Raw genomic sequence first — 20,422 nt, 5'->3', positions numbered from 1 at the left:
CAACGATGCTCTACGGAGGACGGGAAATGTTTGAACTCATCGAAAAACTCGCACCCAATGCAGTAATCAAGGTCATCGGCGTGGGCGGCGGCGGCGGAAATGCCGTGGCACACATGCTTAATGCAAACATCGAAGGCGTCGAGTTCGTCGTCGCCAATACCGATTCGCAGGCCATGAAGAGCTGCGGCTCGCGTACGCACCTGCAGCTGGGCGCCAATGTCACCAAGGGACTGGGTGCCGGCGCCAATCCGGAAGTGGGCCGCCAGGCCGCACTGGAAGACCGCGAGCGCATCGAGGAAATGCTCGAAGGCGCGGACATGGTGTTCATTACCGCCGGCATGGGCGGTGGTACCGGCACGGGCGCCGCCCCGGTCGTGGCCCAGCTCGCCAAGGAAAAGGGCATCCTCACCGTCGCGGTGGTTACCAAGCCGTTCCCGTTCGAAGGTCGCCGCCGCATGCAGGTCGCCGCCAAGGGCATCGAGGACCTGTCGCAGCACGTCGACTCGCTGATCACCGTGCCGAACGAGAAGCTGCTGTCGGTGCTCGGTCGCGAAGTGACGCTGCTTAATGCGTTCAAGGCCGCCAACGACGTGCTGCTGGGCGCCGTGCAGGGCATCGCCGACCTGATCACCGCCCCGGGCCTGATCAACGTCGACTTTGCCGACGTGCGCACGGTGATGTCCGAGATGGGCATGGCGATGATGGGTTCGGGCACCGCCCGTGGCGACGACCGCGCCCAGGCTGCCGCCGAGGCCGCCATCAACAACCCGCTGCTGGAAGACGTCAATCTCAACGGCGCCTGCGGCATCCTGGTCAACGTCACGGCCGGTCCCAACCTGACCATGCGCGAATTTGACGAGATCGGTCGCATCATCCATGACTTCGCCAGCGAAGACGCCACCGTGGTGATGGGCACCTCGCTCGATGCGGAAATGCAGGACGACGTGCGCGTCACGGTCGTGGCCACCGGCCTCAACCGCGCCACCGCCGCCCGTCAGCCGCAGCGCCCGGTGATTGCCCAGCAGGTGGAGATGCGCCAGCGTCCGCGTCCTGTCGTGCTGCGTACCGGCACCGGCAACGAAGTGGTCGACTACGCCCAGCCGGAGGTCACCACCACCAGCCGCGTCGAGACCGGTGGCCCGGCCAAGAGCGCCGACCCCAGCTTCGATTACCTGGACATTCCGGCGTTCCTGCGTCGTCAGGCGGACTGAACAAGCTGACTGGGCAAATAATTTGAAGAAAAATTGAACAAATCGCCGGTTTCACTTGTCAGTAACGAATCGCGCATGGGATCCGCCTCGGCGGAACCCTTGCCCGAGTCCGCTTTTCCGCCCTTCGGGGCGGGAGGTGGCTTGACTGACGGCGTTCCGGTGCTCGTTCTTGAGTAGTAGGGCCATGCCTCACGGATGAGCATGACCGGCCAGGATGGATTCCTGGCCTGGTCCGACGCCCCGAAACCGGATCCCGTCCCGGTTCGGGGCGTTGCGCTTCAGTTAAGTCATTGAAAGTACTTGGATAAGTGCTGCGCACCCCACGAACGGAAATCGTTCGTGAATGAAAGGAGCATGAAAGGGTGAACAGTGTGTGTGGCGCGGATCGCCTTTTCACAGGTTAAGACTGTGTTAGCATCCGTTCCCTAAATTGGCTGCTGCCCCTTACAGGTACCAAAAAAATGATCAAGCAGCGTACGCTCAAGAACATCATTCGCGCCACCGGCGTCGGTCTGCATACCGGCGACAAGGTGTATATGACGCTTCGCCCCGCTGCCCCCAATACGGGCATCGTGTTCCGCCGTACCGATCTCAATCCGCCGGTCGAAATTTACGCACGCCCCGACAACGTCGGCGACACGCGTCTTTCGACCACGCTCGTCAATGGCGAAGTCCGTGTTTCGACGGTGGAGCATCTGCTCTCGGCGATGGCCGGCCTCGGTATCGACAACGCCTATGTCGACCTGTCCGCTCCGGAAGTGCCGATCATGGACGGCAGCGCCGGTCCCTTCGTGTTCCTGCTGCAGTCGGCCGGCATCGAAGAACAGAACGTCGCCAAGCGCTTTATCCGCATCAAGAAGCCGATCAAGGTGCAGGACGGCGACAAGTGGGCGAGCTTTGAGCCGTTCGAAGGCTTCAAGGTCGGTTTCTCGATCGAGTTCAACCACCCGATCATCAGCAAGCGCACCTCGCGCGCCGAAATCGATTTCTCCACCACCTCTTTCGTGAAGGAAGTGAGCCGCGCTCGCACCTTCGGTTTCATGCGTGACATCGAAATGCTGCGCGAACACAACCTCGCGCTCGGCGGCTCGATGGACAACGCCGTGGTGCTCGACGACTACCGCGTGCTCAACGAAGACGGCCTCCGTTACGAGGACGAGTTCGTCAAGCACAAGATCCTCGACGCGATCGGCGATCTCTACCTGCTCGGCCACAGCCTGGTCGGCGCCTACTACGCCCACAAGTCGGGCCACGAGCTCAACAACAAGCTCCTGCGCACCCTGATGGCCGACGCCACGGCCTGGGAAGAGGTCAGCTTCGCGGACGATCCGGCCACCTCGCCGATCTCCTACGCCCACCCGGCACAGGCGATCTGATCGCCTCGCGATCGGCTAAGTCCTCGACAAACCTGAACAAACTGAACGGCCGCGTCCCAGGGACGCGGCCGTTCGTTTTGTGATATACCTCGCGCCTTCTATTGGCAGCTGTTCACGTACTGATGACATCAGGGTCTATCGGGTCCGTGGGGGCGTGGTATAAACCCATGAGCACCGACCCCAGGGCCGGTGCCTGGGAAGTGCGTCAATGGAGTAGCAAGCCGGAACCCGGCGTCAGGGGGTTTCGTCGGATCGGGAATCAGAAACTTCGGCGATGGACGCCAACTCGAGGAACAGTTCCCGCAATTCGGGGTCTGTGGTTGAGGCTGCGGCGGCTCTCAAGTGAGAGGCCGCAGCTGGCGAAAGCGGTTTTGACCGATCCGGCACGATTTCTGTCGGTGGTTGGGGGGCCACTTTCACGGTGACTGAACTGGCGTACGTGCCTACGGCACGTGCGGTCGAGAGGATTTGCGCCTGGAGCAGGCGCAGCCTGGCGGCCAGAGCCGGCGAGGGAGCCAGAAAAACGAGGCGTCCGTCTTTCAGGTTGGCGAAGCGAACCTGTTCGCGGAGTGGTGACGGTAACGTCTGGCGCAGTGCACGATCCAAGGCATCAAGCTCACGGGCTTTGCGGGCCAGTGAGGCAATCGGGCCGTAATCGGTAATGGCTTTGAGGCCGGAACCGGAGCGGCGATAAGGCTTTGAGTCATCGCGCTGCATGGATGCCGACATCTTCTGACGTAGAACAATATGCAAATCATACTTGTGTCCCGCACCAAAAAGGTGCCGAAAACCTGGAACCTCGCCGATCGACGCCTTCGCTGGCGCCTGTTTGCGGTGGCCGCCGCTGGCGTACTCGCCTGTGCGGGTCTGGGTGGCGCCGTGGCCATGGCGGTGGCCAGTCCGCATGACCGGGCGCTGGCGGAAATTCGCCGCCTTCGGCAACAGGTGCAACAGCAGAACGCGCAGCTGGGCGGAGTACGCAAGGACGCTCAGCGCGATATCGACGCGCTGGCGGTCAAGCTGGGCCAGTTGCAGGCGCAGTCCACCCGTTTGAACGCTCTGGGCGAGCGCCTGACCCAGGTCGGCAAGCTGGACGATGGCGAATTCAATTTCGACGAGCAGCCGGCGGTCGGCGGTGTGGAAGACAGCGCGGACAGCGGTTACTCATTGCCGCAGAACCTGGACATCAGCATCAACCAGCTGGCCAGTCAGTTCGACAGCCAGCAGGCGCAGCTTTCGGCCCTGCAGAGTCTGCTGCTGGACGCAAAGATCGAGTCCAATCTCAAGCCCACCGGGATGCCGGTCGAAGGCTATATCTCCTCTTATTTCGGTGGTCGCCCGGACCCGTTCAGCGGTCATAGCGCCTACCACACGGGTCTGGACATCTCGGCGCCCAAGGGCACGCCGGTCCACGCGGTGGCCGAGGGCATGGTCACCTACGCCGGCGAGCGCACGGGTTACGGTGAGGTCATCGAGATCGACCACGGCAATGGCTACATGACCCGCTACGCCCACAACAGCAGGCTGGAGGTCAGCCCGGGCCAGCGCGTCCACGTTGGCGACGTGGTCTCCGAGGCCGGTTCCACCGGTCGTTCCACCGGTTCCCATGTGCATTTCGAGGTCTGGTACAAGGGCCGCGTGGTCAATCCGCTGGCCTTTGTGAAGAACCATCGCTGAGCGCGCCCATAAGGGTGGCTGAGGCCGCCCTTGAAAGCTTTCTGGCGTGCCGCCACTCCATGAGCGGGACGATGATCGGGGGAGTCTGCGGCGTACCCGCAAGGGAATGCTGTGTCTCGGTGCCGGCCGAAGCCTGTAGTGACGCGCCGTTTGGGATAGCCCGCCGACCCTAGTATCATCAATCCTTTCGTCCTGCCTGGATTTGCCCGGCAGGCCGTTCATGAATCTTAGATCCGGAAGATCGATGCTCAATCGTGCCCTGACGAGCCTTTTTGGCAGCCGCAACGAACGTGTGCTGCGCCAGCTCTCCAAAAATGTTGCGCGCATCAATGCGTTGGAACCCGAGTTCGAGAAGCTGAGCGACGAGGCGCTGCGCGCCAAGACGGACGAGTTCAAGCAGCGCGTCGCCGGCGGCGAGGCGCTGGACAAGCTGCTGCCGGAAGCCTTTGCCGTTGTGCGTGAGGGCGCCAAGCGCGTGCTCGGCATGCGCCATTACGACGTGCAGCTGATCGGCGGCATGGTGCTGCATTCGGGTCGGATCGCCGAAATGCGCACGGGCGAGGGCAAGACCCTGGTTGGTACGCTGCCGGTCTACCTCAATGCCCTCGAAGGCAAGGGCGTGCACGTCGTCACCGTGAACGACTACCTGGCTCGCCGCGACTCGGCGCAGATGGGCAAGCTGTATGGCTTCCTCGGCCTGAGCACCGGCGTGGTGTGGCCGGGCATGGACCACTCCGACAAGCACGTGGCCTACTCGGCCGACATCACCTACGGCACCAACAACGAATTCGGTTTCGACTACCTGCGCGACAACATGGCGCTCAGCAAGGACCAGCGCTACCAGCGCGGCCTGCACTACGCCATCGTCGACGAAGTGGACTCCATCCTGATCGATGAAGCGCGCACGCCGCTGATCATTTCCGGCCCGGCCGAAGATTCCCCGCAGCTGTACCTGGCGGTGAACAAGATCGTGCCGAAGATGATCCGCCAGGAGAAGGAAGACACCGCCGGCGATTATTTCGTCGACGAAAAGCAGAAGCAGGTGCATCTGTCCGAAGAGGGCATGTCGCACGCTGACGAACTGCTGCGCCAGGCCGGCGTGATCGACGCGGACAGCGGTCTGTACGATTCGAAGAACCTGGCCGTCGTGCATCACTTGAATGCCGCGTTGCGCGCCAATGCGATCTATCACCGCGACGTTGACTACATCGTGCGCGATGGCGAAGTGATCATCGTCGATGAGTTCACTGGCCGTACGCTGGCGGGCCGTCGCTGGTCCGATGGCCTGCATCAGGCGGTGGAAGCGAAGGAAGGCGTACCGATCCAGCGCGAGAACCAGACGCTCGCCACGATCACCTTCCAGAACCTGTTCCGCATGTACAAGAAGCTGGCCGGCATGACCGGTACGGCCGATACGGAAGCCTACGAATTCCAGCAGATCTACGGCCTGGAAGTGGTGGTGATCCCCACCCACAAGCCGATGATCCGCCAGGACAACGCCGACATGGTTTTCCTTGGCCAGCAGGCCAAGTACCGCGCGGTGATCGAGGACATCAAGGACTGCCACAAGCGCGGGCAGCCTGTGCTGGTGGGTACGACTTCGATCGAAGTGTCCGAGTTGCTGTCGGACCTGCTGCGCAAGGAAAAGATCGCGCACGAGGTGCTCAACGCCAAGCAGCATGAGCGCGAAGCGCACATCGTGGCGCAGGCCGGTGCGCCCGGTTCCGTCACCATCGCCACCAACATGGCCGGTCGCGGTACCGACATCGTGCTGGGCGGCAGCCTGGAAGCGGCGCTTGCGCTGCTGCCGGAAGACGCCAGCGACGCCGACCGCACCAAGGCCAAGGCCGAGTGGAAGAAGCTGCACGAGAAGGTGCTGGCTGCCGGCGGCCTGCACATCGTGGGTACCGAGCGTCACGAATCGCGTCGTATCGACAACCAGTTGCGCGGTCGTTCGGGCCGTCAGGGCGATCCGGGTTCTTCGCGCTTCTACCTGTCGCTGGAAGACAACCTGCTGCGCATCTTCGCGGGCGACTGGGTCGGTCGCTGGATGCGCATGTTCGGCATGAAGGAAGAAGACGCGCTGGAAGACCGCATGGTCAGCCGCCAGATCGAAAAGGCGCAGCGCAAGGTCGAGCAGCACAACTTCGACATCCGCAAGCACCTGCTGGAGTTCGACGACGTCGCCAACGACCAGCGCAAGGTGATCTACGCCCAGCGCGACGAACTGCTGGTGGTGGACGATGTGTCCGACACGATCGCCGACATCCGCGACGATGTGGTGACCGAACTGGTGCGTCGCCACGTGCCGGCCGACAGCATCGACGAGCAGTGGGATATCGCAGGTCTGGATCGCGAGCTGGAAAGCGAGTTCGGCCTGTCGATCGATCTGAAGGCCTGGATCGATCAGCAGCATGAGATCGACGACAAGATGATCCTGGAGCACGTGCGCCAGGCGGTGGAGCAGCTGTTCAAGGCCAAGGAACAGCAGACCGGCGTGGAGACCATGCGCCAGCTTGAAAAGCACATCATGCTGAGCGTCGTGGACAACGCCTGGAAGGAACACCTGGCGAGCATGGATTACCTGCGTCAGGGCATCTATCTGCGCGGTTACGCGCAGAAGCAGCCCAAGCAGGAGTTCAAGCGCGAATCGTTCGAGCTGTTCTCCAGCATGCTCGACCGCATCAAGGCCGAAGTGGTGCAGATGCTGGCGCGCGTGCGCGTGCGCAGCGAGGAAGAAGTCGCCGCGATGGAAGCCGAGCAGCAGCGCCTGGCCGACCGCCTGCAGCGCCAGATGCTGGCGAGCGGTGGTGGTGCGCCGGTGGGTGCGCTGGGCATGGATGCCGAGGCGGTGGCCGCCGGCAGCATGGCCGCGCCGGCCCGTACGTCCGATCAGGACGGGCCGCGCGTCGGCCGCAATGATCCTTGCCCCTGCGGCTCTGGCAAGAAGTACAAGCATTGCCACGGTCAGCTCAGCTAATAAACAAAAACCCCGCGAAAGCGGGGTTTTTTTTGCTCAGGATTGTCTTGCTTGTCTGTGGGAGCGCACCCTGTGCGCGACAGCCAACGGAGCAATGAACATCACGACGCCGCAGTCGCGCACAGGGTGCGCTTCCGCATGGCTCAATCCCCGTCAGGAACCTTCTTTCGATAAGGCTCGGCATTGACCGTGATGTATTGCGGTTCTTCGGTGTCCAGGCGCATCGCCGTGAGCTGTCCGCCCCAAACGCAACCCGTATCGATCGCGTAGATGCCGATGCCCGCGAAACGGCCCAGCGCCGACCAGTGGCCGCAGACGATGCGCGTCTCGCGCCGGCGCATGCCGGGCACTTCGAACCACGGATACATGCCGGGCTTTTGCGTGCCGGGAATACCCTTGCTCTCGAAGTCGATGCGGCCCTGGATGTCGCAGTAACGCATGCGCGTGAGCGTATTGATCGATGCGCGCATGCGTTCGACGCCTTGCAGGCGGCTGTTCCACGCCGCGGGGCGATTGCCGAACAGATTCTTCAGCAGGCGCGGATGGCGCGGGCCACCCAGTTCGCGCTCGATCTCCTGTGCCGAGCGCTGGGCCTGGCGCAGAGTCCACATGGGCGCCAGGCCCGCATGCACCATCGTCCAGTTGAGCTGCTCATCGTGATGCAGCAGTTTCTGCGAGCGCAGCCATTCCAGCAGCACGGGCGCGTCGTCGGCAAACAGCACTTCGCGCAGTTCCGGATTCACCTTGGACTGCGCTTCGGGGCGTCGCTGGCCGATCGCCAGCAGGCTGAGATCGTGGTTGCCGAGTGTGACGACCGATTGCTCGCGCAGGCTGTGGATCAGCCGCAACGTCTGCAGCGACTGTCCGCCGCGATTGACCAGGTCGCCGCAAAACCACAGCTTGTCCACCGAGGGATCGAAGCGGATCTTGTCGAGCAGGCGTACAAGTTCGGGATGACAGCCCTGCACGTCACCGATTGCGTACGTAGCCATCAGTGCAGGGTACGTGGAATCGACAGGGTGAACGGCGGGATCGCCGCTTCGAAGTGGGTGCCGTCATCGGCCAGCATTTGATAGCTGCCCTGCATGATGCCCACCGAGGTCTCCAGTACCGCGCCCGAGGTGTATTCGTATTCGTCGCCGGGACGAATCCACGGCTGCTCGCCCACCACACCTTCACCCGTGACTTCTTCGACCTTGCCATTGGCGTCGGTGATGACCCAGTGACGCGTCAACAGGCGCGCGGCGATATCGCCAGCGTTGTGCAGGGTGATCGTGTAGGCGAAAACGTAGCGGTTGTCGCCGGGACGAGATTGGTCGGGGACAAAGCGGGGTTCGACCTGCACGTCGATCGTGTAGGAAGATCTTTCATTCATGGCCCGATTGTACGGGTTGTCGGGGCGCATGGGTAAAGCTGCAGGCCACTCGATGGCATCGGGGGCCATCGAGCGACGGATCGCGCATCAACCGTGCGGAACACGGGCGAGTCGGACGTAGTCCTGGGGTGAAAGTGTTTCGGCGCGGGCCTTGGGGTCCACGTCGGCGGCCATGATGGCGCTGGAGTCCATCACGTTCTTCAGGGCATTGTTCAGCGTTTTGCGGCGCTGCGCGAAAGCGGCCTTCACAATGGCATGAATGCGCTCGGGATCGGCATCGGGCAACTGATCGGGACCCAGCGGCACCAGTCGCACCACGGCCGAGTCCACCTTCGGCGGCGGCCGGAAGGCGCCCGGCGGCACCACGAACAGCGGCTCGACGCGGCAGACCAGCTGCAACATCACGGACAGACGTCCATAGACTTTGCTGCCCGGCTCCGCGGCCATGCGATCCACCACTTCCTTCTGCAGCATGAAGTGCATGTCCTGGATCGCGGCGGCGTGCTCCACGCAATGGAACAGGATCGGGCTGGAGATGTAATACGGCAGGTTGCCGGCAACGCGCAGGCGCTCCACGCCGTGGCGATGGGCCAGCGCGGTGAAGTCCACTTTCAGCACGTCTGAATGGATGATGCTGAGCTCACCCACGCTGGCGGCACGCGCCTGCAGGCCGGGGATCAGATCCGTATCCAGCTCGATCGCGGTGAGCTTGCCGGCCGCCGCGAGCAGCGGCAGCGTGAGCGCGCCCTCACCGGGGCCGATCTCCACCACGAAATCATCCGCACGCGGCGAGATGGCGCTGACGATGCGCTCGATATAGCGCTTCTCGTGCAGGAAGTGCTGGCCGAAACTTTTCTTGGGGCGGGCGTTCATGCTTGTCCTTGCGCGATGTCGCGGCGTCGTGCCACGAGCTCAAGCGCCATCTTTGTTGCTGCAATAAGGCTGGCCGGATCCGCGCGACCGGTGCCGGCCAGATCAAGCGCCGTGCCATGGTCGACGGAGGTGCGGATAAAAGGCAGGCCAAGCGTGAGGTTCACCGTGCGGTCGAACGCTTCGCTCTTGAGCACCGGCAGCGCCTGGTCGTGATACATCGCCAGCACCGCGTCGTAACGCTCGCGCAGCGCCGGCACAAAGGCGGTATCGGCGGGCAGCGGGCCCAGCAGCTGCATGCCTTCGGCGCGCAGCGACTCGAGCGTGGGGATGATGGTGTCCAGTTCCTCGCGACCGAGGTGACCGCCTTCGCCCGCATGCGGATTGAGGCCAAGTACGGCGATGCGCGGCTCGGCCAGACCGAATTTATCGCGCAGCTCGCGATGCACGATGCGCAGCACGCGCACCAGCGCCTCACTGGTGATCGCTGCGGGCACCGCCGACAGCGGCAGATGCGTGGTGGCCAGCGACACGCGCAGCTCCGGGCTGGCGAGCATCATCACCACCTCGGCGCCCGCGCGTTCGGCGAAGAATTCGGTGTGGCCGCTGAAGGGTATGCCGGCTTCGTTGATCGAGGCCTTCTGGAGCGGCGCGGTGACGATGGCGGCGTAGCGACCCTGCAGGCAGCCATCGGCCGCCTCGGCCAGGGTGGCGAGCACGTGCTGCGCATTGGCAGGATCGGGCGTGCCCGGTGTCTCGGTGGCGCCGAGCGCGATGTGGTGGACGCGCAATTGGCCGGGCTGGCGCTCGACGATGTCGCTGCCGTCGTCGTCGATCAGCTCGACCGTTTGCCCGCAGCGCCGGGCTGCGCGTTCAAGCAGGCCGCGATCGGTCACCGCAACGAAATTGGCCGCCAGCGGAGTGGCGGCCAATCGGATGACAAGCTCGGGACCGATCCCCGCTGGCTCACCTGCGGTGATGGCCAGTCGGGGCAGGGTCTGGGTCTTCAATGCGACCTCAGGACGACTTTTCGGGCTGCGGCGCGTTGGGGTCACGCAGCTCGGGCACCAGGATGTTCACATAGGCGCCGGAACGCATGTCGCGCAGGTAGTCCTCATAGGCCTGCTCGGCCTTGCGGTTGCCGATGGCCTGGCGTGCCTGGTTGCGCGACAACTCATCGGTACGGTCGCTCTGACGGGTGCCCAGGCGCTCAAGGATGTGCCAGCCCGCTTCGCTCTGGAACGGCGGGGACACCTGATTGTCCTTTAGCTCGCCCAGATGCTGGGCAATGGTCGAGCCCCAGTCGTTCTGCATGAACCAGCCCATGTCGCCGCCATTGTTGGCGGTGGTGTCGTCCTTGGAGTTTTCCTTCGCCAGCTTGGCGAAGTCTTCATGCTTGTTGACCAGGCGGCTGTAGATGTCCTCGGCCTTCTGGTGAGCCTGTTCGGCGGTCAGCAGTTCGCTGGGACGGATCAGGATCTGGCGGGCGTGGTATTCCTGCACCACCTGGCGGCTCGGCGCACGCTGCTCAATGAGCTTGAGAATGTGGAAGCCGGTAGGGCCGCGCATGGCCGGCGAGACATCGCCCGCCTTCATGTTGCCGACCGCATCGGCAAAAGCCGGCGGGATCTCGTCCATGCGGCGAAAGCCCAGGTCGCCGCCGTCGAGCGCGTCCTGTGCGTCGGAATAGCGGATGGCTGCAGCGTGGAAATCCATGCCGCCCTTGATGGCTTCGACGGCCTGGTTGGCCTTGTCCTGAGCTGCCTTGATGTCGGCGGCGGTGGCGCCGGCCGGCAGGCTCACCTGGATGTGAGCCAGGTGGACCTCACCCGCCTTGTAGGACGGACTGGCCAGCATGTTGTTGATTTCGCTGTCGGTAATGCTCACCTGGTCGCGCACCACGCTGTCATGCAGGCGCTGGGCGACGAGCTGGTCGGACAGCTGGCGACGGAAGGCGGCAAAGCTGTTGCCGTCCGCTTCCACGGCGGCGCGCAGCTGCTCCGGCGTCATTTTGTTCTGCTGCGCCACGGCGTTCACGGCCTGGTCGACGTCCGCATCGGAGACGCGGATGCCCTGGTCGTCGGCGCGCTGCACCTGCAGCTTCATCAGGATCAGACGGTCAAGCACCTGGCGGCGCAGCACGTCGATCGGCGGCAACTGGCCGGGATTGCTGGCGTACTGCTGCTGGACCGAACGGACGGCCTCGTTCAGCTCGCTCTGCAGGATCACACCCTCGTCCACCACCGCCACGATACGGTCGAGCGGCTGCTTGCCCTGGCCTGCGGCCTGGGGCAGCAGCTGGGCATGGGCGGGCAGGGCGGTCGCGGTGGCGACCGCGAGCAGGAACAACGCGAGAGGCTGCTTCATCAGTACGGGGCCTTCGATCGCCGTGGGCGATAGGGGAAGTTATTGATAACCAAGAATACCATTGCGGATGGCGTTTTCCGACTGGCCGGTGAAGCCGCCCATGCCCTTGAACTCCACCTCGAACATGATCGCCGTGTTGGCCGAGCCAAGCGTGGTGGTGTAGTCGTAGGTATTCACGTAATGGCGGCCGACCAGGCGCAGGGCCACGCAGCAGCTGTCGTACTCCACGCCGGCCAGGGCCTCCACGGTCTTCTTGTCGAGCACCGAGTAGGTCCAGTGGCCGATCAGGCGCCAGCGGTCGGAGACGGGATAGACAATCGAAGCGTCGTATTGTTCCAGCAGGGGCAGTTCCGTGCCGGGGGTGCGACGGTAGCGGTAGGAGAAATTGAGGATGCCGTCGGTCTTGATGCGCTTTTGCAGCGTGATGGCGCCCAGGTCCGTGAGATCCAGATTCGGGTTCCACTGGTACTGCGACATCAACTTCCAGTCGTCATTGAGCTGGGTGGTGAGGTCGATGATGTAGTCGGAGCCGGACCAGTTGGTGGGTGCCGGAGCCGTGTTGTTGGTGGTGGGGATCTGCACCCGCTGCTGGGTGAAATAGCGGATCTGGCCGAAGCTCGCCGACAGGCGCTCCACGCCGTTGTCGTCCAGCAGGCGCGAGGTCAACATGGCGCTGAGATTGTTCGCGTTCTCCTGGCGGTCGGCGCCGGAGAAGGTGTTGGGCGTGAACAGCTCCCAGGTGTCGAACGACATCAGGTTGGTGTCGAACAACGGCAGGTTGTTCTGGTTGCGATACGGCACGTAGAGGTAATACAGGCGCGGCTCAAGCGTCTGCGTGTAGCCGGTGCCGAACAGCGACGTGCTGCGATCGAACACCAGGCCGCTGTCCACGCTCACGATGGGCAGTGAGCGGCTTGGCGAGTTGCTGGTGAACGGCGACGTCGTGCCGGAACTGAGTAGACCGTAATAACCGTATTGCTGCGTGTTGCCGGTGAGGTCGTAGCCCGTGTAGCGATATGCGACCCTGGGCTTTACGAACCAGGCTGCACCGCGGAAATCGGCCTGAATGTACGGATAGAGATCCAGGCGGTTGCCCTCGACGGAGTCTTCCTTGCGGAAGGCGACCGCTTCGGTATTGGCGCCCACGTCCAGCCAGCGGTTGATCGGGTAGTCGACGTTGAAGGTCGCGCGCGGCCAGCGCTTGTACTGCACTGACGTGTCCGGCAGCGAGTAGTCGGCATTCTGGTAGTAGTCCGCGCCGAAGCTGGCGTTCCAGAACGCTGCGCCCCACTTGCCCGCGCCGTTGATATACGTCGACGAAGTCAGCTGGCTGGTCGTGGTCGTATAGAAGTCGTTGCCGAAGTCGCGCAGATAGTTGCGGTCCGAGGCCAGGTTGATGCCTGCGTTGAGCGACCACGGTCCGTACAGATGGGTGGAGTCGTAAAGCTTCAGCAACCAGCGATCGGTGCCCTTGGTGTTTTCCGTGCTGTCGGGATCGTTCGCGCCGTTGTCATGCGGCAGGAACTCCAGGTTCACCTGGCCCGTGCTGCCCGGTACGAGATAGCGAAACTCGCTCGCCAGCATCACGCCGCGATCGGTGTAGATGCGCGGGTCGAGCGTGGCGTCGTAGTTCGGCGCGAGGTTCAGGTAATACGGCGCGCTGATCATGAAACCCGAGCGGCTGGAGTTGCCGACGGTCGGGGTCAGGAAGCCGCTCTTGCGATCATCGTTGATCGGGAAGGTGAACGTGGGCAGCCAGAAGAACGGCACGTTGTACAAGTACATGGTGGCGTCGTGCGCCACGCCTTCGCCGGTTTCCTTGTCCATGCGGATGTCCTTCGCATGGATTTCCCACACGTGGTTGCCCACGTCGCAGGTGGAATAGGTGGCGTTGAAATAACGGCTGCGCTGGTCGTCCAGCATCTGGCCCTGGGTGGCCACGCCGTTGCCGCGATTGGTCAGCATCTGGTAGCTGACGTTGTCCGCGATCGACGTGCTCGCATCCTGGTTGCCGCGCATATGGTCGGACGACACCAGCTGGCCAACTTCTTGATAGCGCACGTTGCCGCGCGCGTCGTAGTCGGTGGTGTCGTCGCTGTAGTCGGCGACGTCGGCCTGCATGCGCTGGTCGGCGCGGTCCATTTTCACGTCGCCTTCCAGGTGATAGACGCTCTGGTTGGAGCTGTCCACGCGCTGGGCGGCGACATAGGTATTGGAGGTCTCGCGGACCGAGCTGTCCTTGCTCATGGTCGGGTCGTAGAACGACAGCATCGCGTTGGGGCGACACATGTTGTAGTTCAGCGGCCGCGTCGGGCAGCGGAACGCGCCCAGCGGGCAGTTCGACGTCGCCGGCGGCGCTACGCTCGGCGTGGTGGGGGCGCTGGGCTGGCTGGGTGCGGGTTGCGCTTCGGCTGCCGACTGGGCCTCAACCGGGCCACCGAACAAGGCAAGGGCAGCGGCGACCGCCAGCAGGCGGCGAGGGGGCAGGTGGCGCGGAGGCAGCTTGGGCGTCACGATGGCAGTCTGTCGGCTGTGAGGCTCGTAAAACTAGCAGAAAGGCCTCGTGGACGGCAGTTGGATAGCGCACGCCGGGAGAAGGATTCAGCATGAGCGAGCAGAAAACGGGCAAGAGCGACGACCAATGGCGTGCCGAGTTGACGCCGCAGCAATATGCGGTGTGCCGGTGTTCCGCCACCGAGCCGCCCTTCAGCGGCAAGTGGTACCGGCACAAGATCGCAGGCACCTACGTCTGCGTCGCCTGCCAGGCGCCCTTGTTCGCGTCGGAGGCCAAATACGATTCGGGTTCCGGCTGGCCCAGTTTTTTCCAGCCACTGACGCGCAAGGCCATCAGCCTCATGCAGGACGACAAGCACGGCATGCGCCGCACCGAGGTGCGCTGTGCTGCCTGCGAGTCGCATCTGGGGCACGTCTTTCCGGACGGCCCCAAGCCGACCGGCTTGCGCTATTGCATCAATTCGGTGGCGCTGGATTTCAGCCCGTCCGGCGCCTGATGGCCAGGGCTCAGGCGTCGAGCAGCTCGCCCACGTGGGCGGCCACGCTGGTGGACAGGGCGAGCAGGTTGTAGCCACCCTCCAGGGTCGACACCACGCGACCCTGCGCGTGCGCGCGGGCCACGTCGACCAGGCGCTGGGTGATCCAGGCGTAGTCCTCGCTGCCGAGGCGCAGGTCGGCCAGCGGATCGTTGCGATGGGCGTCGAAGCCCGCCGACACCAGCAGCAGCTGCGGCTTGAACGCGTGCAGCTTGGGAATCAGCACGCCCTCCCACAGCTCGCGGAATTCATAGGAGCCATCACCAGGAGAAAGTGGTGCGTTGACGATGTTGCCCACGCCGTGTTCGTCGGCGCGGCCGGTTTCCGGATAGAGCGGCATCTGATGGCTGGAGATGAACATCACGCGTGGCTCGCGGGCGAAGATGTCCTGCGTGCCGTTGCCGTGGTGCACGTCGAAGTCGGCGATGGCGACCCGCTTGAGCCCGTGCGTGGCGATGGCATGGGCCGCGCCGACGGCGATGTTGTTGAACAGGCAGAAACCCATCGCGCGATCGGGCGTGGCGTGGTGGCCCGGTGGGCGCACTGCGCAAAACGCCATGCCACCCTCGGCTCCCAGCACCGCATCCACCGCTGCGACCACGGCGCCGGCCGCCCGCAGGGCGGCTTCGGCCGAGCCGGGCGACATCAGGGTGTCTTCGTCGAGGCGCACCGTGCCTTGCTCGGGCGTGATCGCGAGGATGCGGTCGACATGCTCCGGTGTGTGCACCCGCAGCAACTGCTCGCGCGTGGCGCGCGGCGCTTCCACTCTATCGAGTGCCGCAAAGCGGTCCTGATCCAGCGCCTGCAGCACCGAGCGCAGGCGCGAGGGCGACTCAGGCTGGGCCGGACCGGGATCGTGCTGCAGGCAGCTGGCGTGGGTGTAGAGCCGCAGCATCGAGGGTCACGCCTGGGGCTTGCGGCGGCGCTCGTGCTGCCACAGCACTTCGCCGTGGCCACTGGCACGGGCCAGCACGCGCGAGAGCACAAACAGCAGGTCGGACAGGCGATTGAGGTAGCGCTGCGCTTGCGGGCGGACTTCTTCCACGCGACCCAGCGCAATCACCTCGCGCTCGGCGCGTCGGCACACCGTGCGTGCCAGATGGCAGCAGGACGCGGCCATGCCGCCGCCCGGCAGGATGAAATCCTTCAGCGGCGGCAGCGGATCGTTGAAGCGATCGAGTACTTGCTCGAGCTGGTCGATATCGGCGTCATGGACCATCGCCATGCCCGGGATGCAAAGCTCGCCGCCCAGGTCGAACAGGTCGTGTTGCACCTGGGTCAGCGTTTCGCGCACATCCTCGCCCACGCCATCGCAGGCCAGCACCATGCCGATCGTGCTGTTGAGCTCATCGACCGTGCCGTAGGCACCAACGCGCAATGAATCCTTGGCGACGCGCGAACCGTCGCCCAGACCGGTGCTGCCGTCGTCGCCCGTGCGCGTGTAGATCTTCGAAAGACGGTTACCCATCGTGGCTTGCCTATGGAGATCAGTGCGACAGCTTGGACGAATCAGCGTGACCGAGCATGCGCGACAGCTGCACCACCAGGCCATGCACCACCAGACCCAGCGCCACATAAAGCACCGTGGTCTCGAGGAAGAAGCCGTACCAGTCGACCATGTTCTCGAACCATGCGGCGAAGCTGCGCGGCTGCGGCACGGTGCTGCTCAGCCAGTAGTAGCTGCCGTTGGAGATGACGTAGCAGGCGAGCCAGCTGCCCAGCAGGGCGGCCACGGTGAAGCCGAGGCTGCGCGCGTTGAGGCCCAGCTTCTGGCCGGCCAGCCAGCTGCCGCCCAGCCACAGGCTGGCGTATGCCGGGACCAGGGCCCAGTAAGCCGCCGAGACGCAGTAGTGATCCCAGAAACTGATGCCCTGGTTGCTGATGACCAGGTAGTCGACCAGCACGGCCTCGGCCAGCAACAGGGGCAACGCCCAGCGCACTGAGCCGCGCAGCCAGAAGCCGGCCAGGAAGAAGATGCCCCACGAGGCATCCCACACATCGTGATGGAACAGCGAAAGGTGAATACGGGTCGCGGCCATCACCACGGCCAAGGCCAGGAAGATGCCTAGGCGCTGGGTCTGCGTCTTAGCCATGAGCTGCTCCAAAAAGGTCGCGTCGAATGCAAGCGGCAAGTCTATCGCAATTGGGCAGAGTCAGGCCCGGGGTCCAGCGGCTCGCTGTCGTCTGGCCTTCCACACGTCATAGTTCAGAGCATCCCCGGCGCGTATCATGCGACGCCATGACGAACTCATCCTCCCAGCCTGCTGCCACGCGGCCGGTGCTCATCGTCGGCGGCGGACTGGTCGGCGCCAGCCTGGCCATCGCCCTGGACGCGGCCGGCATTGATGCCGTGATGGTCGAGGCGGCGGCGCCGCGCATCGGCGATCAGCCCAGCTACGACGAACGCAACCTCGCCCTGGCGCGCGCCACCGTGAACGGCCTCACTGCCATTGGCGTGTGGAAACACGCGGCGGCCCAGGCCACGCCGATCCATCACATCCACGTCACGCGGGCCGGCGAGTTCGGCAGCGTGCAGATGGATGCGGCGCGGCAGGGCGTGGATGCCCTGGGCTGGACGCTGCCTGCGCGCGAACTGGGCGCGGCACTGCTGCGGCGGCTGGACGAATGCACGCGCTTGCGCCGCCTGGCGCCCGCGCGGGTGGAGTCGCTGGAGCCGGTGGCCGATGGTTGGCGCGCGCGCATCCAGACCAGGGACGAGGTCGTCGAGATCGAGACGCCGCTGCTGGTCGGCGCCGATGGCACCGCCTCGTTCGTGCGCGAACGGTTGGGCATCGAGGCGGACCGCCATGATTATCGCCAGACCTTGTTTGTCTGCACGGTGACGCCGGAGCGCGACCACGCGCAGCGTGCCTACGAACGCTTTGCCGACCACGGACCGATCGCCCTGCTGCCGCTCGCCAATCGTCGTTGCGGACTCGTGCTCACCGTGCCGCAAGCCGAAGCCAAGGCCGTCGAGGCGATGGATGACGAGGCCTTTATCGCGCTGGCGCAAGAGCGCTTCGGTTGGCGGCTGGGGCGGCTGAGCCGTCCGGGCAAGCGCCACCCTTATGCGATCCAGCGGGTGGCGGCGCGTTCGCTGGTCTCCACGAGGGCGGTGCTGGTGGGCAATGCCGCGCAAACGGTGCATCCGATTGGCGCGCAAGGTTTCAACCTGGGATTGCGCGATGCACTGACCTTGGCCGAAATGTTGACCGATGCGCCCGATCCGGGTTCCGACGATTTGTTGGCGAACTATGCTGCCCGGCGCGCGCCTGATCGCGACGGCACCATGGCGATGAGCCATGGACTGGTGCAACTGGCCTGCCTGCCGCAACCCTTGCTGGCGCCGTTGCGTTCCTTGGCCATGCTGGCGTTCGATCGCCTGCCGCCGTTGCAGCGTTTGCTGGCGCGGCGTGGCATGGGTTTCCGCGGCGAGCCGCCCAAGGCCGTGCTGGAGCGTCTGCCATGAGCGTGACATCGATCGCCCGCAGCGAATCGCGTCGTCGCGGTCCTGCGCTTGACGTGGCCGTGGTGGGTGGCGGCATGGTGGGCGCGGCGACGGCATTGGCGCTGGCGCGTGCCGGCTTTGCCACCGCACTGATCGAGGCCCGCGCGCCGGCACCGTGGTCGGTGCAAGACGAAGTGGATTTGCGCGTCGTGGGATTGGCGCCATCGTCGATCACCTTGCTTGAGGACCTGGGCGTCTGGACGTCCATCCGCGCGTCGCGCGCGAGTCCTTATGCGCAGATGCACGTATGGGATGCCGCGAGCGGTGCGGCCATCCACTTCGATGCCGCGCAACAGGACCGCGACCTGCTTGGTTACATCGTCGAGAACAATCTCGTGCAATGGCAGCTCTGGCAGGCGCTGGAGTCCGCCGGCGTGCGTCGCCTGTGCCCCGCACAAGTCAGTGGCTACGAGGTGCTCGAGGATCGCGTGCAGCTGAGCCTGCAGGGAGCGGAGGTGGAGACGATTTCCGCACGTCTGCTGGTTGCCGCCGATGGCGCTGCCTCACCGTTGCGCGCGATGGCGGGCATCGAAACCCATGGGCGGGACTATGCGCAGCGTGGCGTGGTGGCGCATGTCACGACGGAGCGCGCGCACGAAGGCACCGCCTGGCAACGCTTTCTCGATACCGGACCGCTGGCCTTGCTGCCGCTGGCGGACGGTCGCAGCTCGATTGTGTGGTCGCTACCCGAAGCAGAAGCGCTGCGTGTACTGGCGCTCGACGATCAGGCGTTCTTCGACGCGCTCGGCGTGGCCAGCGATTTCAGGCTCGGACGCATCACCGGCGCCACCGCACGTGCGGCGTTTCCCTTGCGCCTGCAGCTGGCCGAGACCTATCAGGCCGAGCGCTTCGTGCTGCTCGGTGATGCCGCCCATGCGGTGCATCCCCTGGCGGGGCAGGGCGTGAATCTGGGTCTGCGCGATGTGGTCGAGCTGCGCAACACGCTCGTCGCCGCGCGCGATGCCGGCAGCGATATTGCCGCTCCTCACGTGCTGCGCCGCTATGCGCGTCGCCGCCGCAGCGCCGACACGATGGACGCCCTGGGCTTCGATGCGCTGGCGCGCATCTATGCGTGGCAGGCCTCGCCGCTGGTGGCCGCGCGTGGTCTGGGCGTGCGCATCATCGACAAGTTGTCACCGATCAAACGCAGACTCGCGGAACACGCCGCCGGCCTGTAGACCGTTCGAAACCCCGCAACCAGGAGTGGACGTCATGCGCATTGCCCGTCTTTGCAGTTTGCTGTTGCTGTCAGGAGCCGCGTTCGCCGCGCAGGCGAAGATGGTGGAAAAGCCGGTCGAATGGACGCAGGACGGCACCACCTTCCATAGCGTGCTGGTGTATGACGATGCCGTCGCCACCAAGCGTCCCGGCCTGGTGATGGTGCCCAACTGGTATGGCGTGAACGATGGCGCCATCAAGAAGGCCGAAGGCATTGCGGGCAAGGATTACGTGATCCTGGTCACCGACATGTACGGCGAAAAGATCCGCCCGACCAACGACGACCAGGCCAAGGCCGCGACCAAGCCGCTGTATACCGACCGCACGCTGATGCGCAAACGCATCGACCTGGCGCTGGAGCAATTGAAGGCGCAGGGCAAGAGCGCGCCGATCGACGTCAGCAAGCTGGCCGCCATCGGCTTCTGCTTCGGCGGCTCCGCCGTGCTTGACCTGGCTCGCAGCGGCGCCGACGTGGCCGCGGTGGTGTCGTTCCACGGCGGCCTGCAGACCGATGACCCGTCGCTGGCCAAGAACATCAAGGCGCGCGTGCTGGTGATGAATGGTGCCGACGACAAGGGCACCATGCCCGACGCCGACAAGTTCATGGACGAAATGCGCGGCAGCAAGGCCGACTGGCAGTTCGTGGTGCTGGGCAATGCGGTGCATTGCTTCACTGAAACCGATCAGCACAGCGCCGGGTGCGCTTATGACGAGCGCGCGGCGCAGCGTAGCTATCGTTTGATGCGCGATTGGCTGCATGGGGCGTTCACGGCTACCCCTTGAAGCGCCT

18 protein-coding genes are annotated in these 20,422 nt (G+C 64.5%); 8 read left to right on the top strand and 10 right to left on the bottom strand.

Translation table 11 applies throughout. The features are described from left to right. Positions 1-26 precede the first annotated feature (26 nt). Both ftsZ and lpxC read left to right on the top strand, forming a co-directional pair. Complete coding sequence (ftsZ, locus tag AB4Y82_RS13725) at positions 27-1,211, top strand: cell division protein FtsZ (RefSeq protein ID WP_441604402.1); 1,185 nt, start codon at positions 27-29, stop codon at positions 1,209-1,211. A gap of 461 nt (positions 1,212-1,672) precedes the next feature. Continuing rightward, complete coding sequence (gene lpxC, locus AB4Y82_RS13720) at positions 1,673-2,587, top strand: UDP-3-O-acyl-N-acetylglucosamine deacetylase (protein ID WP_046972236.1); 915 nt, start codon at positions 1,673-1,675, stop codon at positions 2,585-2,587. A 234-nt stretch (positions 2,588-2,821) separates the two neighbouring features. On the opposite strand, the gene AB4Y82_RS13715 is transcribed toward lpxC, so the two are convergent. After that, a complete protein-coding gene (locus AB4Y82_RS13715) occupies positions 2,822-3,304 on the bottom strand; it encodes a DciA family protein (RefSeq protein WP_441604401.1) in 483 nt (160 codons plus the stop codon). Positions 3,305-3,334: 30 nt separating this feature from the next. Here AB4Y82_RS13715 and AB4Y82_RS13710 point away from each other — a divergent pair, with 30 nt between their 5' ends. Together AB4Y82_RS13710 and secA are read left to right on the top strand one after the other, a co-directional pair. Beyond that, entirely contained in the window at positions 3,335-4,264 is a 930-nt protein-coding gene (locus tag AB4Y82_RS13710) for a M23 family metallopeptidase (RefSeq protein WP_441604400.1), read from the top strand. A 244-nt stretch (positions 4,265-4,508) separates the two neighbouring features. Next, entirely contained in the window at positions 4,509-7,244 is a 2,736-nt protein-coding gene (gene secA / locus AB4Y82_RS13705) for a preprotein translocase subunit SecA (protein ID WP_441604399.1), read from the top strand. Positions 7,245-7,387: 143 nt separating this feature from the next. Here secA and AB4Y82_RS13700 read toward each other — a convergent pair whose 3' ends face one another. The 6 genes from AB4Y82_RS13700 to AB4Y82_RS13675 all read right to left on the bottom strand — a co-directional run bounded on the left by AB4Y82_RS13700 (position 7,388) and on the right by AB4Y82_RS13675 (position 14,370). After that, positions 7,388-8,236 (bottom strand): symmetrical bis(5'-nucleosyl)-tetraphosphatase, encoded by an 849-nt coding sequence (locus tag AB4Y82_RS13700; protein WP_441604398.1) that lies wholly within the window; start codon positions 8,234-8,236, stop codon positions 7,388-7,390. Continuing rightward, positions 8,236-8,619, bottom strand: a complete 384-nt coding sequence (apaG, locus tag AB4Y82_RS13695) for a Co2+/Mg2+ efflux protein ApaG (protein WP_046972288.1) — start codon at positions 8,617-8,619, stop codon at positions 8,236-8,238. Before apaG ends, AB4Y82_RS13700 begins: the two co-directional genes overlap by 1 nt. An 87-nt stretch (positions 8,620-8,706) precedes the next feature. After that, positions 8,707-9,492 (bottom strand): 16S rRNA (adenine(1518)-N(6)/adenine(1519)-N(6))-dimethyltransferase RsmA, encoded by a 786-nt coding sequence (gene rsmA / locus AB4Y82_RS13690; RefSeq protein ID WP_441604397.1) that lies wholly within the window; start codon positions 9,490-9,492, stop codon positions 8,707-8,709. Continuing rightward, positions 9,489-10,499, bottom strand: a complete 1,011-nt coding sequence (gene pdxA, locus AB4Y82_RS13685; RefSeq protein WP_441604396.1) for a 4-hydroxythreonine-4-phosphate dehydrogenase PdxA — start codon at positions 10,497-10,499, stop codon at positions 9,489-9,491. The genes rsmA and pdxA overlap by 4 nt, the downstream gene beginning before the upstream one ends. 7 nt (positions 10,500-10,506) lie before the next feature. Beyond that, positions 10,507-11,856, bottom strand: a complete 1,350-nt coding sequence (locus tag AB4Y82_RS13680; RefSeq protein ID WP_441604395.1) for a peptidylprolyl isomerase — start codon at positions 11,854-11,856, stop codon at positions 10,507-10,509. A 39-nt stretch (positions 11,857-11,895) separates the two neighbouring features. Next, positions 11,896-14,370, bottom strand: coding sequence for an LPS-assembly protein LptD (locus AB4Y82_RS13675; RefSeq protein ID WP_441604394.1), 2,475 nt, complete (start codon positions 14,368-14,370; stop codon positions 11,896-11,898). Between the two features lie 92 nt (positions 14,371-14,462). Here AB4Y82_RS13675 and msrB point away from each other — a divergent pair, with 92 nt between their 5' ends. Then, positions 14,463-14,867, top strand: a complete 405-nt coding sequence (gene msrB / locus AB4Y82_RS13670; protein ID WP_441604393.1) for a peptide-methionine (R)-S-oxide reductase MsrB — start codon at positions 14,463-14,465, stop codon at positions 14,865-14,867. A 10-nt stretch (positions 14,868-14,877) separates the two neighbouring features. Here msrB and AB4Y82_RS13665 read toward each other — a convergent pair whose 3' ends face one another. Genes AB4Y82_RS13665 through AB4Y82_RS13655 form a run of 3 tightly spaced genes read right to left on the bottom strand, consistent with a single transcriptional unit; the run spans position 14,878 to position 16,999 of the window. Continuing rightward, entirely contained in the window at positions 14,878-15,801 is a 924-nt protein-coding gene (locus tag AB4Y82_RS13665) for a histone deacetylase family protein (RefSeq protein ID WP_441604392.1), read from the bottom strand. A gap of 6 nt (positions 15,802-15,807) precedes the next feature. Then, positions 15,808-16,374, bottom strand: a complete 567-nt coding sequence (locus AB4Y82_RS13660) for a cob(I)yrinic acid a,c-diamide adenosyltransferase (RefSeq protein ID WP_441604391.1) — start codon at positions 16,372-16,374, stop codon at positions 15,808-15,810. 19 nt (positions 16,375-16,393) lie between these two features. Continuing rightward, positions 16,394-16,999, bottom strand: a complete 606-nt coding sequence (locus AB4Y82_RS13655) for a hypothetical protein (protein WP_441604390.1) — start codon at positions 16,997-16,999, stop codon at positions 16,394-16,396. A 146-nt stretch (positions 17,000-17,145) separates the two neighbouring features. Here AB4Y82_RS13655 and ubiH point away from each other — a divergent pair, with 146 nt between their 5' ends. The 3 genes from ubiH to AB4Y82_RS13640 are packed head-to-tail and all read left to right on the top strand — an operon-like array spanning position 17,146 to position 20,415. After that, positions 17,146-18,375: a 2-octaprenyl-6-methoxyphenyl hydroxylase gene (gene ubiH / locus AB4Y82_RS13650; protein ID WP_441611406.1), complete on the top strand. Its 1,230-nt coding sequence runs from the start codon at positions 17,146-17,148 to the stop codon at positions 18,373-18,375. Then, entirely contained in the window at positions 18,372-19,592 is a 1,221-nt protein-coding gene (locus AB4Y82_RS13645) for an FAD-dependent oxidoreductase (RefSeq protein WP_441604388.1), read from the top strand. Before ubiH ends, AB4Y82_RS13645 begins: the two co-directional genes overlap by 4 nt. Before the next feature lie 34 nt (positions 19,593-19,626). Further along, positions 19,627-20,415 carry a dienelactone hydrolase family protein gene (locus AB4Y82_RS13640; RefSeq protein WP_441611405.1) on the top strand — a complete coding sequence of 263 codons (789 nt, stop codon included), beginning with the start codon at positions 19,627-19,629 and terminating at the stop codon, positions 20,413-20,415. Positions 20,416-20,422 lie beyond the last annotated feature (7 nt).

It is taken from the genome of Dyella sp. 2YAF14 (assembly GCF_052114725.1).
GTDB lineage: Bacteria > Pseudomonadota > Gammaproteobacteria > Xanthomonadales > Rhodanobacteraceae > Dyella.
This window is presented reverse-complemented; position numbering and strand designations above follow the sequence as displayed.

Bases quoted from the DNA above. Each gene is read 5' to 3' on its own strand.
- AB4Y82_RS13700 (WP_441604398.1), bottom strand. From the start codon at position 8,236: ATGGCTACGTACGCAATCGGTGACGTGCAGGGCTGTCATCCCGAACTT.
- secA (WP_441604399.1), top strand. From the start codon at position 4,509: ATGCTCAATCGTGCCCTGACGAGCCTTTTTGGCAGCCGCAACGAACGT.
- ubiH (WP_441611406.1), top strand. From the start codon at position 17,146: ATGACGAACTCATCCTCCCAGCCTGCTGCCACGCGGCCGGTGCTCATC.
- AB4Y82_RS13680 (WP_441604395.1), bottom strand. From the start codon at position 11,856: ATGAAGCAGCCTCTCGCGTTGTTCCTGCTCGCGGTCGCCACCGCGACC.
- AB4Y82_RS13660 (WP_441604391.1), bottom strand. From the start codon at position 16,374: ATGGGTAACCGTCTTTCGAAGATCTACACGCGCACGGGCGACGACGGC.
- lpxC (WP_046972236.1), top strand. From the start codon at position 1,673: ATGATCAAGCAGCGTACGCTCAAGAACATCATTCGCGCCACCGGCGTC.
- AB4Y82_RS13715 (WP_441604401.1), bottom strand. From the start codon at position 3,304: ATGCAGCGCGATGACTCAAAGCCTTATCGCCGCTCCGGTTCCGGCCTC.
- AB4Y82_RS13655 (WP_441604390.1), bottom strand. From the start codon at position 16,999: ATGGCTAAGACGCAGACCCAGCGCCTAGGCATCTTCCTGGCCTTGGCC.
- AB4Y82_RS13665 (WP_441604392.1), bottom strand. From the start codon at position 15,801: ATGCTGCGGCTCTACACCCACGCCAGCTGCCTGCAGCACGATCCCGGT.
- AB4Y82_RS13640 (WP_441611405.1), top strand. From the start codon at position 19,627: ATGCGCATTGCCCGTCTTTGCAGTTTGCTGTTGCTGTCAGGAGCCGCG.
- apaG (WP_046972288.1), bottom strand. From the start codon at position 8,619: ATGAATGAAAGATCTTCCTACACGATCGACGTGCAGGTCGAACCCCGC.
- AB4Y82_RS13710 (WP_441604400.1), top strand. From the start codon at position 3,335: ATGCAAATCATACTTGTGTCCCGCACCAAAAAGGTGCCGAAAACCTGG.
- rsmA (WP_441604397.1), bottom strand. From the start codon at position 9,492: ATGAACGCCCGCCCCAAGAAAAGTTTCGGCCAGCACTTCCTGCACGAG.
- AB4Y82_RS13645 (WP_441604388.1), top strand. From the start codon at position 18,372: ATGAGCGTGACATCGATCGCCCGCAGCGAATCGCGTCGTCGCGGTCCT.
- msrB (WP_441604393.1), top strand. From the start codon at position 14,463: ATGAGCGAGCAGAAAACGGGCAAGAGCGACGACCAATGGCGTGCCGAG.
- ftsZ (WP_441604402.1), top strand. From the start codon at position 27: ATGTTTGAACTCATCGAAAAACTCGCACCCAATGCAGTAATCAAGGTC.